The organism is Paenibacillus aurantius (assembly GCF_032268605.1).
Lineage (GTDB): Bacteria > Bacillota > Bacilli > Paenibacillales > NBRC-103111 > Paenibacillus_AO > Paenibacillus_AO aurantius.
The window spans coordinates 4127204-4141235 of sequence record NZ_CP130318.1 but is presented as its reverse complement, the minus strand read 5'-3'; the positions used below and the strand labels follow the sequence as shown (position 1 = coordinate 4141235).

Below are 14032 nucleotides of genomic sequence, written 5' to 3'. Positions count from 1 at the left end.
AAGCTGTATTTTATTGATAAATCCTTTGTGAGGATGTTCAGGAAGGCGTGTTAAGTCAAGCACGAGCCATTGTTCTACAATCCTCGCGAGATCTACAAAGGCAATTTATAAAAGTAACTTTCAAATTGTTATTCGACTATTAAACTGTAAAAATACTTCTGAAAGAGAGGTGAGAACGGTGGTTACTTCATTGTTTCTAACCCGTCACGGGGAGACAGAATGGAATCTGGATGGAAAGATACAAGGTCACAAGGACTCCCCATTGACAATGTTAGGAAAACAACAAGCAGGGTGGTTATGTGATGCACTTGGCAGTATACAAATTAATGCCATCTACTCTAGCACAAGCCAAAGGGCGTATGAAACAGCGGAAATATTGCGGGGCCAACGGGAGATCAACATTGTCAAAAATGAAAGATTGATGGAAATAAATATGGGAACCTGGGAAGGACATGAAAGAAAACATATTGAGACGATTTATCCTGACGAATATTATGTCTTTTCAAATACTCCACATTTATATAAACCTCAGAATGGTGGGGAATCATTTATACAGCTACAAAACAGAATTATTCCAACTATAAGGGACATCATTCTTGAACATATTGGAAAAAATGTTTTAATCATAACACATGCCATCTCCCTTAAGGTTATAATGGCCTACTTTAGAGGGGAATCTCTTGAAAATTTATGGGCCCCCCCGTTTATGAGGCATACTGCACTGAACAAGGTGGTCATGGACGGTAGTTCAGTTCACATTGAACTCTATGGCGATCTCTCGCATTGTATTTCTTTGGAGGCTTAAAGAAGTATTAATTTAAAACCTGATTCTATAGGGGCGAAGGGAAAGAGAAGATCAGCGTGGCCGTTTTCATGTGGTAATCGACTGAAGCGTTAGCTAAAGGATGAGCATTAAGGTGAATATTCGTATGTTTAAGTAGTAGGCGATGTCTCCGATTATATATCTTATTCTCACAAATGAATTTACCGTTCTTCTTTATACTCTTCATTGTACCTTTTGCTGTTGTTCAGCATATGAACACCTTCATTATCTGAGCTCCGTTTCCAGGTGTACACTAATATATATTTGAAAGGTGAGATATGCCTTGTCAAAAGCAATAGAAGAATTAAAAAATTATATAAAAGAGAATTCAGGAAGCGCCAATGAGTTCCTATTGAATTTAAATCATTTTGGGTTAGAAAATATATATTTTCAGGAATATAAAAATAAAGATGAGTATCTCAATTTATCAAAGTTTAACAAGCATATGAAAGGTTTTGGTGAGACTGTAGAAAAAGAGTTGGAGCAGTTAGCTTTTAAGTTTGAAGAGGCTGGTATAAAACTTGTTCATTTTAAAGGGGTTTTACTTGCAAAGGAATTATATAGCCCTCCCGAATTGAGAAAATTTAGTGATATTGATGTTCTTATAGACACCAATTATCTAGCAGAAGCCTTAGATATATTTCGGGAGCTAGGCTATGTTTTTTCTGAAGGCAATAAGGTCCCTAGTATAAACACTAAATTAAATTTCCCTTTTTTTGATTATCTTACTAGAACGTGTCATATACAAGAATTGGTAAAGACTATATATGTAGATGAGGAACCTGTGAAACTGTTCGTGGATTTACATGCTCGTATTTTCAACGATTTAGTTACAGAGTGGAGTTATGTTAAAAGTATTATATTAAGGGCTCTGAAGTCAGATAAATATTGGCTACTAGAACATAATGATAGACTAATCCACCTCCTATGTAATTTTACAAAAGATTATATTGATACTGGGATTATGCATACATTCCTCGGACAACCAGTTAAAAAGAAATTAGTGTCATTACTAGACAGTGCTTTACTTATTGATAAATATACTTCTTTAATTCATTGGGACACTATTATTAGCCGGAGCATGGGGTGGGGAAAACAAGGGGAACTCCTATTTGCATTAAAAATATTTAACGAAATATTTAAGCAACGGGTACCATCAGAAGTGTTTACTAAATTAGAAGAGAATCTTGGAAACTACAAAAATGAAGTAGGTTACAAAGTTCGTGCTTTGCCATATTACTTAAGAAAAGACCCTAATTCTATATTGTGGGCAGAGAGACTAACACTATATAGGGAATCAATTAATGAAATGGACTGGAAGGGACCAATACTGCGAATTTCTGAGGCTGAACGCATTATCGTAAATAGGGAATGCATAAAACTAGGAAATTCGTCAGATGAAGAAAGAAAGATCTCATTTAGGTTTGATCTTAAAATTGAGGACAAATATTTAATTGTACAAACATTGGTTCATGATGAATGGTTTACTCACAGTAAAATTAATAATTCCAACTCAAACTTTATCTCCCTATATTTCGGTACTAGTGGTATTGATGATCAAGGGAATAGGGTTCCATTAGTACAAATATTGAATTTTTATCCTAAATATAACACTGGTGACGTTAACTTGCTGTATATTTGGAATTCTATAAAAGAGAAAGATACCACTGATTCATATACTGGTGATAAAAATACTATCCCTTTTACTCATCCATACAAATTAAATGCTAAAGCAAATGGATATGAGTTAACAATTTATTTGCCACTCAACGAACTTTTATTCTATCGAGAAGGAGATTCAGCCTGCTGGTTTGATATTAATGTTTCATACAGTAATGAAGATGGAAAAGGGCGCGAATGTATATTGGCCTATGCTAATCGAAATGGACAAAGGTGGTATGATCCGTCTTGTTACGCAAAACTTATTCTAAATGAATGAGTAATTTTCCCAAACTAAAATTGTTGAAGAGTGGCTCTGGTGGAACATCCGGGCCTTTTTTTAGATTTTTAAATATTTATTTTATTTTATATTTCTATGGATTGGGAAGTATGAAACTTAGGTGCTTTGGAACATCTCTCAACAATATTCAAAATCACAAACCTTCAAAATATGGTGGTTCTGATTTAAATGATTAGTCTCAGAAAAAACAAACATTTAAAACGTCTAAATAATTAAATGATTCAACCAAATGATTTACATATACAATGAAAGGTGATGTTATCTCTTAAATGAAAGATATAGGTGAAGATTTAAATTCCTCCCCATCAAAGTTACTTATCTACTCATGGATAATTTCTTTTATAAAACCATATTGGCGTACACTAGCTTTACTTGTACTTTGTGGAATTATTGTCGGCGGTATCGAAGTAGTCATTCCAAAGTTTATTCAATACTTTATTGATTCTATTCTTCCGCAGAATAATACTGGTCTTTATATCAAATTGTTGATGGGGCTTGCTTTGCTAATTGTAATAATGATCGTTTTTATGTCCGTAAGGAACATGTTAGAAAGACAACTAAGAGAAAAGGCAGCGAAGGATTTGCAGTTTAAAGTTTTTCAACACCTACGGTTTCTTGGCTACCCTTATTTTGAAAACACTTCGATTGGAGAAAATGTAACACTAATGAACACGGATGTCACAGCTGTACAAGACATTTATCGTAAGTTTCTTCCTGGAGTACTCTGGAGGTCCTTATTCGCTCTAGTTAGTCTCGGAATCATGTTTAGTATGAATGCCATACTTACTATCATTACACTAGCATCCTTCATTCTTTATTACTTTGTTGGACCTGTTCTTGAGAAGAAGGTCGCTAAAGTTAATAAGGTTGCATCAGACACACTTGGAGTTTATGAAAAACATATTTACGACTCCGTTGTCTCGGTAACCGAAGTGCGCGCATTTTACAGTCAGAACTGGATTCTCCGTCAATATCATGACAAATATAATAATTACGCCAAGCAATGGCTGAGAAGGTCGACATATATTTATACATCTGAATCACTTCGCTATCTGTCTTTTAATATTGGAGCGGTTGCTCTCTTCTCATACGGAATCGTACTTGTTCAGAGCGGTAGTCTTATGATCGGTGAGTTTATTGCTTTTATCCTCTACTTCTTTAGTGTATTAGGCATATTGGCTAATGTTGTCTCGGATATTACCCAGCAAAAAATATTAATGATCCAGGGAGAGAGGTTATACAAATTTTGTTCGCAAAATCCAATGATCCACAATATTAAAACACCAGTACATGTCAGTCATATAGAAGGTCAGATTGATTTTGAAAATGTATCCTTTCACTATCCTACTAAAGCGGGGATCCTAAACCAACTTAATCTGAGAATACTTTCAGGGGAGAAGGTGGCTATCGTCGGGTTCAGTGGAGGTGGGAAATCTTCATTGCTGAAGCTCATAAACCGATTTTACGATACTTCCTCGGGTGTTATTAAGTTGGATGGGATTCCGATAAAAAACCTGGACATTGGTCAATTGAGAGAATCAATAGGTTATGTATTTCAGGAGAATTATTTATTTTCATCGTCTATTAAAGAAAATATCCGCTTCGGAAACCCGGAAGCGAGCGATGAACAAGTCATAAATGCGGCAAAAGCTGCGTTTATACACGATTCTATATTGAGTTTACCTGAAGGATACGACACATTTGTAGGTGATCGGGGAAACAGGCTCTCAGGAGGGCAAAAACAAAGAATTGCAATAGCTCGAATGCTTGTCAAAGATCCGAAGATCGTACTGCTGGATGAAGCTACCTCTGCACTGGATCAAGTGACTGAACGAGAAGTTCAGTTTGCGTTGGCTAATTTGCTTAAAGGTAGAACTACTATAGCAATTGCACACCGCTTATCTACAATACGTGACTATGATCGCATCCTCTTCATGGATAAGGGGTCAATTATTGAAATGGGTACTTGGGAAGAACTTGTGGGAAAGAAAGGTGCATTTTATAGATTACTGAAGGGAACTGAGTTAGATGAGCGGAATTGCGTATAGAGTAAAATGGTTATGGGAATTTGTTGCCCCGTTTAAAGGCTGGTATATCTTTTGCGTTGTGCTAATGTTTTCTCAATCCATCGTTACGTTAGGATTGACGGGAATTCAAAAGATGATGATTGATAATGTGCTTCTTCAAAGGCAATATTCAGAACTACCTAAAATTATTACTTTGTTTATAGCCTCATTTCTTGCATTTTCTGCACTTTATGTAATTGTATCTCGGGTTATGTTTAAATGTAGACTAGATACAGCTCATAGAATTTCCAAAAAACTGCTAAATGTTATTCTGTACATGCCCCAATCGCTTTTCCAAAAGGAAAGAACAGCTACCTACATTTACTACATGACAAGAGATGCAGATGGTTTGGCAATAGTAACAGCAGCTAGAGTGACACGCGCATTTCAGCACTTGTTTTATATTATCCTAATTTTTCTAATTATGAAGCAAATGGGCTGGATAGTAGTGATCGCTAGTACGATATTAATTTTGATTTATTTTATTTTAGGTAAAGTGTTGGCCCCTTTATTAAAGAAATCTGCTCAAGAGGTTCATGAGGAAAAATCTAAGTTGACAGTTATTGTCGAAGAAGGTATTTCATCTACGAGAGAAGTTTTAGCTTATAATCGGCAGAGTTGGGAAAAAAAACGTTTTGATCAACAGTTCTATCATTACTATGACAAGGTAATAAACGAAGGTAAAAGAACTAATTTACAAATTGTATTAAGCGAGCCGGTTAAATGGGGGATTCATCTTTTAATTCTGGGAATTGGAGGATACGCAGTTATACAGAAGACGATAAGCTTAGGAACGTTTATTATTTCTTACCAGTTTATCGCTCAACTTATAAACTCATTCCAAAACTTATTTAATTTTAGTCTTGATTTTTCTAAAGCTATATCGTCCGTTGACCGCCTTGACGCGGTAATGAAAAATCAATCAAATGACAATGCTTATGAAAAACTTGAAGGAAAGATCCAAAACATCCGTTTTAATGATATTTATTTTTCCTATACTGCCGATCAGCTAAGCGTGCTCAAGGGTCTTAATTTTTCTATTCCTGTTGGGAAAAAAGTAGCTTTTGTTGGAGAGAGCGGAAGTGGAAAGTCAACAATCGCTCAGCTTTTAATCAGAAGTTATTCTGCTAACAACGGTCAAATATATATTAACAGCCACCGCTTGGCTGATATAAAGATGGGTGACTGGATGAGTCGTATCTCCATAGTATTTCAAGAACCTTATTTTTTTGCTGATACTATTCGTACCAACCTTGAGTTTGGTCTAGAAGTAGCGGAAGAAAAACTGCAGATGGCATGTCGATATGCACAGATTGAGGAAACGATACTTAGTCTCCCAGAAGGCTTCAATACTGTGATTGGTGATCGAGGTATTACTCTGTCAGGAGGTCAGAGACAAAGGTTGGCTATCGCACGTGCTATACTTCGTGATTCTGAGATTCTTATATTGGACGAAGCGACGTCGGCCCTCGACCTTGAGACAGAACGACGGGTACAACAAGCGTTGGATGAGGTGCGTGCTGGTAGAACAACGATATTGATTGCACATCGGTTATCCACTATTCGAAATGCTGATGTTATTTATGTCATTGATAAGGGGCAGCTAGTAGGGCAAGGCTCCTACGATCAATTGATAGCTACGAGTGCGCATTTTAAAAGGTTAGTGCAACAGCAAGAAGTCGTTGATAATTATTCGGAAGTAGAGCAAAAACTACCAATTTAGAAATTGAAATTAAGATAGAGGCTGCCGGCTGATTGAACTTACCCCCGTCAAGTAGACAGTAAATATCAAGCCACTAAGCGACCTTGGTCCGGTATTCAACTGGACTAAGGTTGTTTAGTTTCTGTTGAAAACGTTCGTTATTGTAAAAGTGAATATAGCTTCCAATGGCCTCTGTTAGTTCATCTTCAGATGCAAAGGATTGTAGACGAACACACTCCGACTTGAGGTGCCCGAAGAAGCTTTCAATGCAGGCATTGTCCCAACAGTTGCCCTTGCGCGACATACTTGGCTTTATCTTCTTGCGCTTCAACAGCGTATGGTAATGCTTGTGGGTGTATTGAAACCCTTGATCGCTGTGAAGCAAAAGCTTCTTCACATTGCGCTTGTGTATAGCTGCTTCGACGGTATCCAGTACAAGCTTTAAGTTGTTGTGGCGGCCGATTTGGTAGGACACCACTTCGTTGTTATAGAGATCAACAATAACCGATAGGTATAGGAATCGGGAACCGATCGGCAGATAGGTAACATCGGTTGCCCACTTTTGGTTCGGGGCTGTTGCGCTGAACTTCCGGTTAAGCACGTTCTTAGACACAACGGTGGCTTCCCGGGAGCCGAAGTAGGGCTTCTTGCGCCTAATCCGTGATCGGATGCCGAGTTCCCTCATGAGCCGGTAAACTCGCTTGTGATTGACTTGGAGATTATGAGTCTTCTTCAGCCATGTGCGAACACGGGGATACCCGTAGATACCCTTTACATGCGTGTGGCATTCCATGATCTTCGCCTTCAGCTCGTCGTCCTGGATCTGTTTGGCTGTAGGGTGTTGCTTGCGCGCTGCCCACTTGTAGTAACTGCTTCGGGCTACGCCTGCCAGCCGGCAAAGCAGCGTGATCGGATAGGACGGAGCTAGTTCTTCAATGGCTTGGTACGTTTGACGTTGTTCTTCTCTTCCCCCCTTTGCAGTTCGATAAGCTTTTTTAGCAACGCGTTCTCCGCTCGGAGCTGCAAAAGTTCTTCTTCCACCGTTGCCGGTTTCTTGGGTCTCCCAGTACTTGATGTACCTCTTTTTTCCTTAAGCCCCTCGAGTCCTTCTCGTTCATAATGCGCTACCCATCTTCGAACCATTTTATCGTTGATGCCCAAAGCCTTTGCTACGGTTTTGTGGCCCATACCCTCTACAACGAACATTTCCACTGCTCGCCGCTTGAATTCTATGTCATACGTCTTCCGAATTTCGCCCAAGAAAAATCCCCTCCAAGTAAACCATAGTGTGCTTTTTCCACACTGTCTACTTAAAGGGGATAATATCAAAACAGAGTTAACCCCGGGATTGGTAACTAGGGAGATGTCCCAACTACTCGGACGGCCCGTCATAGCGTTCCGTTATGTCCGGATTCATCATGATAGTCATAGCGGAAGGAAAGAAGCGTTCTTTCTGTTGGAAAGCTTTGAGTCCTCACTAGGGGGGCTACAACCTAATGAAAAGTGGGTTGGCATCGAGGAAATATCGGGGCTGAAGCTGGATCACTACGGAATTATCCAAGATTATTTGCTAGAAGTGGAAAAAGAGGCTGAACCGGAGCACCGACAACCTTGGGAGCGTAGCGGATGGTACACGAAGGCCGCGACTTGGATCGGGGATTCGCTTCGAAAACTCGGAATCCAACTTACCGAACCTCCCGAACAGGTGAAGTGGTGGAGCCTCTCCTGTGTACTGCGGCTCGTCACCACTCACGGAAACGTATATTTCAAAACGAACGCCCAGCAGCCGTTATTCACTCAGGAACTCGCTTTTCTGACTTACATGGCGGGTATATTTCCCAACCGTGTTCCGATTATAATGGCTTCTGAACCGGCCGAAGGATGGATGCTACTTGCTGATGCCGGTGACAAACTAAGCCGGGACATTTCCGTAGAGCAAAGGATCGAACTGTTACGTGCGTTCGGTGAAATTCAACTTGGGATGGTAGATCGTACCGCAGAATTACTAGGGCTAGGATGTGCAGATCGAAGGCCCGAGAGGGTCCTTCCGTTGGTGGAGCCACTATTAGAGGACAAGCTTGTCGTTTCCAAACTAACGCCGGAAGAGCTCGGAGACCTTTATGGGCATCTGCCTGTTATTATCGACATGTGCAAGCGAATATCTGCTTATGCGGTACCCACTACACTTGTTCACGGCGACCTACATATGGGGAATGCCGCAATAAGCAACGGACGCATTACCTTTTTCGACTGGACGGATGCCTGCCTCGCGCATCCCTTCATGGATATGATCCTGATTTACCAGGAGAAGGATTTGTTAGTCCGACCTCGACTGCGCGATGCGTACTTGGAGCTGTGGACAGGATTTGAATCGATGGAAAGACTGCAGGAGCTTTGGTCCATATGCGAGATCGTCCATGCGATCCACCACACGATCAGTTACCAATCAATACTGCACCATACAGAGGTTAGAGCCCGGAGTGAGTTGGGCGGCGCACCATCTTTCCATCTCCGTACTGCGCTTCGCTATCTTAGTAAAGGCTAGGGATAGAAGCATTTGCAATTGTTGCCGCTCCACTAACAGTGTTGGTTTTCAGGTAGTTCGCGACCCAGATTTCCAAGATTGATACGAGGAGTAGTAGAACGCTTTGGGTCGATAAGCGGTTTAGTGCTCCTTTTTTCACGAATATTTGAGATAGACGTTTTTGAGCATTATTGCATTTTACCAAATCCCCTCGTTTTCGGCTTCAATTCATTTTTTATTGAGACAAACCTGCACGGTTAAAAAATTCATTAAATTTTTTTCTCTTGCGCATACCATGCAAATCCCATCTTCAGCTATCGTAATAAGCGGACCCTACTTTTCGAGAAAAGGTGCGTTATTTAATTTTTTGTTGCGACAGCAAATATCCATAATTAATTAAATAAATTTTTGAGGCAAAGATCTGCAGTAAACTGAATAGACCCTCGCGGTAATATCACATTTTTTTGTGATGCAATCATCAATGCCGCTTGATATACTAGTGCTATACATACACGGTCAAGCGGAGGGAACAATGAACATAGTCCAATTTCCCGATAAGTATACATTGCCTTTTTTTCCAGATGTGTGCGAGTTTATAGCGTCAAAAGAGTCTACAATTATTTCAGTTGGTAGTATGGTACTTGATTTAAGCGCTACAACATTTGTAGATCCCTTTGGAATGGTTACATTAATTGGACTATGTCGCCATATGTATAACTCGCACGGCGTTACATCCACCATCGTATTACCAAATGGTGATGCTGGTTCGTACATGGAGAGGGCAGGGTTTACCCAAAATTCGCTTATTGATAATTTCATAGTGATTGAAAGAAGAAACAGTCTGCTTAAATATTTTAGGAAAAGCAATAAAAACATGGGTGTTCTTTGGTTTTTTGAAGGGGAAAGTGACATTCAAACAATAAACGGAGAAATTGAAGGCTGGATGGAAGCCAATGGTTTTTCCGAGGAAGAAATAAATAGCATAACCACATTTATCTCGGAAATGGTGCAGAATGTTTGTCAGCACAGCAACACACCACAGAAGGGGGTGCTTTGCTTTCAGGCATATAAGACGATAAATGGCGAGTCCTTTTTATCCTGGGCAATCGGCGATGCTGGAATTGGGATTCGGCAAAGCTTGATCGACTCCGGCGTTCAGGATATTGTGGGCTATGATGATGAACGTGTCATTCGGGAGGTTATCACGAAAGGCATATCTCGATTTCAGGATGATAAGACGCGCGGAAACGGACTGTCTAGACTCTACAAAGCAGCTCAAAAACGTCGGGCGATGCTTTTTATCCAGTCACACGCTGGTTTGTTTGGGTTGCACATTGATGTCGGTCAACTTAAAAAAATTGAACGTAAGGTACCCTTAGTCACGGGGACCAATATCGGCTTTCATCTTTCGAGGGCGTAGTTGACAAGCCTAGCGTTATTTTGTAATATAAGAGTACAGGTTCACGGAATCAGATGAAGGAGAATGAGTGTGGATCGTTTTGAAGTTAACATTGCTGAAATGTTTGGAGAACAACTTTGGGGAAGGGAACAGGGCAGGACCGTGAGAGATCAGATAATCGGTTCCTTCTTAAGCCAAGAGAAATCTGTGTTATTGTTAGATTTCACGGGAGTGTCTCGGATTGATTTCTCATGTGCCAGTGAAATCATATCCGTGTTCATTTTGCGAATTTCAGGTGAGCTCAAAGGCAGGCATCTGCTGATAACCGGCTTAAGCCAGTTTGTTGAAGAGAATGTGGACGCCGCGCTAAGTAAAGCCGAATTATGTTGCTTGTTTGTTGAGTCTGACGGTTCCTGGAAATTGATTGGCAGATATAGTGACACATTGTTTAACACACTAAAAAAATTAAAAGAACTTAAACAAGCTGACACCCCAATCCTGTCCAATGCTTTGGATATTGCTATTACCAGCTGCAACAACCGTCTAAAAACGCTGGTTAATCTGGGACTGGTAAAACGAGTTGAACTCACAGCTCCTTCGGGTGGGTTAATCTATTTGTATTACTCAATTATATAATTTTTTTTTAACGATATTTCATCTGTTTAAGTGAAGCAGATGTATGCTTAAAAAGCTCATTCTAAGGTGACATGTCGCCAAGGAATTTTATATATATTTTTTTGTCATTCCTTCATCCGGTTTAGTGAATCAGATGTGGAAAAGTTTTCGGGGGTCGATACTATTGATTTCTTTTATCTCAGCATTACCACTTTTATTCGAAGGAGTGATTATCAATGAAAGATAAGACAATTACATTAACGGTAGAAACAGGAAAAGGACCCATTACCATGGATTTCGAAAAAACGATAAAAGTAGTGGAGGCTGCAAAAAAGGCAGCCGCGGAAAAAGGTTATCCAGATGGGAATTATGTTTTTGTTCATAACGGAGGGCAGATGCAACCAGAACGTCCACTCGTGAGTTATCACTTGGAAGATGGCGCTAAAGTGGTTCTGTCGGCAACAGGGGACAACTATTGATGGACAGGCAGTTGAGTGCAACGATCGTCCAAGCTGAATTGCAGCATGCAAGAAAGATGGGAGAAGGGCTTTGGGCAATTCAGCAAACTCAGGAGGAGCCATTAAAATTTTGCGTTGTTATGGACAATCGTTCGGATGGTGAGAAGTACGTGTTGGATTTTAACTGTGAGGAGTACAAGGAGAAGCCGCCATTTATTGAAATGATTGATGTAAGAAGCGGTCAGCGGGGTACGCCATCGGCGTATCCTGCTGGCAATTCATTTTTTAACAGTAGCCAATACTTTATTTGCAATTATTTTAATCGGAAATCGTACAGGGATCATACTTCATTGCATACGGATTGGCAGTATGACAATTGGATTGCAAATGCGAAAGGCTACTCGACTATTGGGGACATGCTCTCCAAGATATATATCGAATTACAATCCTGTAAGGGCAGGCTTGGATAAAGGAGGGATGAGGGATGCTCCCCATCAAAAAAATCATTATTCCGGAACTGTTAACAAAAGAAACAGTCAGGGCTCTGTTATCGTTTCATCCAAGTCCATTTAAAAATCACGAAGGGATTTTATATTGGGGAGGGTACGACTTCAATGATACCGTTATTGTGGCAACTTGTGTTGTGCCGAAGGCAACCTCTGGTCCACAAGAGGTACACACAACTCCGGAAGCGAATGCGGAGGTAATCAGTTATTTAAATAAACACGGAATGACACTAATTGCGCAGGTGCATAGCCATCCCAAAGACCTCAAAAGACATTCAGCTGGGGATGACAAATTCACTTTTATGCCTTATGACGGTTACTTTTCGGTAGTGGTTCCCTTTTACGCAAGAAAGGCGATGAGTCCACTCACCATGTGTGGGTTCCATATGTACCATCGAGGAAAATTCCACGTTATGCCTGATAACTGGACGATGCAAAATGTAAAAATGATTCCAGGTTATGTGGATTTGAGGGGGAACAAAAATGGGCTTACTCATTTCAAATGATGATTTTTACAACCAGCGCGACGACCGCACCAATCGGTATTTGAATTCGAATGTCACGTTTCAAAACGGCAAGGTGTTAGTGAAAGTTGCACCGGGGAAAAATGACACATACAATATTCAACTCATGTTACTGGCTGCCTGCAATACATTAAGCCGGTTTTGTAGAAACATCACAGTCCTAGCCCAGAATGTCCCGCTTCACCATAATCTTTGTGATGATCAAGTTTTGCTGCTGGATCAACTGAAATCCACGATGCAAAATGCAGACCCCTTCGGTAATTTTTTCTTCGCGCAAGATCCAGCTGAACTGAGTGCAGGAGACTGGGACTGTGTTCTTCATATCGGAGCAATAAACAAAAGCGACAGTCAAAAGGGGCTTATAAACATTGATGGAGATGGATGGATAGCATGTATGGGAGATGGTTTAAAAAATTTTGACCTGCCCATGACAAATCAGCTCAATCCTGTGGGACCCGGTCTTGCTGCCGCTTTGGGTGTTGCTGAAGTTTTTAAGAGACTTATTGGTCAGCCTAACAACCTTACAGCGACCTGTTTTTCAGCATTCAATCTAGAGGAAAGTAATAATCCGGAAACTCTCGCTAACCCGCCACTCCCAAGTCCAATGGATTTAGGCAACTGCTTGATGGTAGGCGTTGGGATGGTTGGTTCTTCAGCTTTATACTTTATAAAAAAAACGGGAATCAAAATGAACCTGACGCTGGTAGACGACGACGTCGTGAAAATTGTTAACCTAAATCGTTCGCCGATCTTTGGTGTGAAAGATTGTGGCACTCATAAAGTCTCAGTGGGTGCCGCGTATTTACAGAAAAGCGGGATAAACGTTACCAGTATCCCTGAAAAATTTGCGATAGGGAACGTTAGTCAATTTGACTTTATATTACCACTTGCTAATGAAGATGGTATTCGAAACAAATTACAAAACGCGCTGCCACCGTTATCCTTGCATGCCGCCACAGCTCCAGGCTGGGGGGTTACACTGTATCGACATATCCCTTTCACAGATAATTGTTTGCAGTGCTATCCAGCCGAAGAAAGGAAAAAAGCAAATTTGGCATGTGCGGAAGAAGAAATACAAATTCTCGCAGAGCGGGTGGATGCAGCTCTACCATTTCTTCCAATGATAGCCGGTGTTTTTCTGGTTGGGGAAATGATGAAGTTGCAGTATAGAGAGCTTTACCCAAATGTTCCCAATACAGTTTCGATTGAACTGGGCGAAAGATTATGGGTAAATCCTTTTCACAGAAACAAAACACAAAACGATTGTTTGTGTAAACAGGACGTAATAGAGGAAATTCATCGAGCTCGGATAAAGTCTTCTAAATATTTTTATTTGTCAAAAGGATGAATCTTATGAGTGATAAAGCTAAATTCATTGTTACCTGTCTTGTATTTGGATTTTGTGTTGTGTCAGTTCAATCACCCGTTCAATCATCACACATCGTTTCCTCGTTC

The 14032-nt window shown here is 40.3% G+C and carries 12 protein-coding genes and 1 pseudogene; 11 read left to right on the top strand and 2 right to left on the bottom strand.

What is annotated here, in order from left to right; genetic code table 11:
• The first annotated feature begins 169 nt into the window (after positions 1-169).
• The 4 genes from MJA45_RS18750 to MJA45_RS18735 all read left to right on the top strand — a co-directional run bounded on the left by MJA45_RS18750 (position 170) and on the right by MJA45_RS18735 (position 6572).
• A complete protein-coding gene (locus MJA45_RS18750; protein ID WP_315603428.1) occupies positions 170-805 on the top strand; it encodes a histidine phosphatase family protein in 636 nt (211 codons plus the stop codon).
• A 301-nt stretch (positions 806-1106) separates the two neighbouring features.
• A complete protein-coding gene (locus MJA45_RS18745) occupies positions 1107-2762 on the top strand; it encodes a nucleotidyltransferase family protein (RefSeq protein WP_315603427.1) in 1656 nt (551 codons plus the stop codon).
• 290 nt (positions 2763-3052) lie between these two features.
• Positions 3053-4831, top strand: a complete 1779-nt coding sequence (locus MJA45_RS18740; RefSeq protein ID WP_315603426.1) for an ABC transporter ATP-binding protein — start codon at positions 3053-3055, stop codon at positions 4829-4831.
• Entirely contained in the window at positions 4812-6572 is a 1761-nt protein-coding gene (locus MJA45_RS18735) for an ABC transporter ATP-binding protein (protein WP_315603425.1), read from the top strand. Before MJA45_RS18740 ends, MJA45_RS18735 begins: the two co-directional genes overlap by 20 nt.
• 73 nt (positions 6573-6645) lie before the next feature.
• Here the strand turns inward: MJA45_RS18735 and MJA45_RS18730 are convergent, their stop codons facing one another.
• Both MJA45_RS18730 and MJA45_RS28665 read right to left on the bottom strand, forming a co-directional pair.
• Positions 6646-7626 carry an IS3 family transposase gene (locus MJA45_RS18730; protein WP_315608058.1) on the bottom strand — a complete coding sequence of 327 codons (981 nt, stop codon included), beginning with the start codon at positions 7624-7626 and terminating at the stop codon, positions 6646-6648.
• A pseudogene (locus MJA45_RS28665) lies at positions 7566-7943 on the bottom strand (transposase); the annotation flags it as partial. The pseudogene MJA45_RS28665 and the gene MJA45_RS18730, both read right to left, overlap by 61 nt.
• Between MJA45_RS28665 and MJA45_RS18720 the strand changes: the two are divergent.
• The 7 genes from MJA45_RS18720 (at position 7915) to MJA45_RS18690 (ending at position 13925) form a co-directional block, all read left to right on the top strand.
• On the top strand, positions 7915-9096 hold the full coding sequence (locus tag MJA45_RS18720) for an aminoglycoside phosphotransferase family protein (protein WP_315603424.1): 1182 nt from the start codon (positions 7915-7917) through the stop codon (positions 9094-9096). The pseudogene MJA45_RS28665 and the gene MJA45_RS18720 overlap by 29 nt on opposite strands.
• Before the next feature lie 511 nt (positions 9097-9607).
• Positions 9608-10495, top strand: coding sequence for a hypothetical protein (locus tag MJA45_RS18715; RefSeq protein WP_315603423.1), 888 nt, complete (start codon positions 9608-9610; stop codon positions 10493-10495).
• A 63-nt stretch (positions 10496-10558) separates the two neighbouring features.
• A complete protein-coding gene (locus MJA45_RS18710) occupies positions 10559-11110 on the top strand; it encodes a hypothetical protein (RefSeq protein ID WP_315603422.1) in 552 nt (183 codons plus the stop codon).
• A gap of 215 nt (positions 11111-11325) precedes the next feature.
• Positions 11326-11568, top strand: a complete 243-nt coding sequence (locus MJA45_RS18705) for a ubiquitin-like protein (RefSeq protein WP_315603421.1) — start codon at positions 11326-11328, stop codon at positions 11566-11568.
• Complete coding sequence (locus MJA45_RS18700) at positions 11568-12017, top strand: hypothetical protein (protein ID WP_315603420.1); 450 nt, start codon at positions 11568-11570, stop codon at positions 12015-12017. The genes MJA45_RS18705 and MJA45_RS18700 overlap by 1 nt, the downstream gene beginning before the upstream one ends.
• A gap of 14 nt (positions 12018-12031) precedes the next feature.
• On the top strand, positions 12032-12559 hold the full coding sequence (locus tag MJA45_RS18695) for a Mov34/MPN/PAD-1 family protein (protein WP_315603419.1): 528 nt from the start codon (positions 12032-12034) through the stop codon (positions 12557-12559).
• On the top strand, positions 12537-13925 hold the full coding sequence (locus tag MJA45_RS18690) for a ThiF family adenylyltransferase (protein WP_315603418.1): 1389 nt from the start codon (positions 12537-12539) through the stop codon (positions 13923-13925). The genes MJA45_RS18695 and MJA45_RS18690 overlap by 23 nt, the downstream gene beginning before the upstream one ends.
• The last annotated feature ends 107 nt before the right edge of the window (positions 13926-14032 follow it).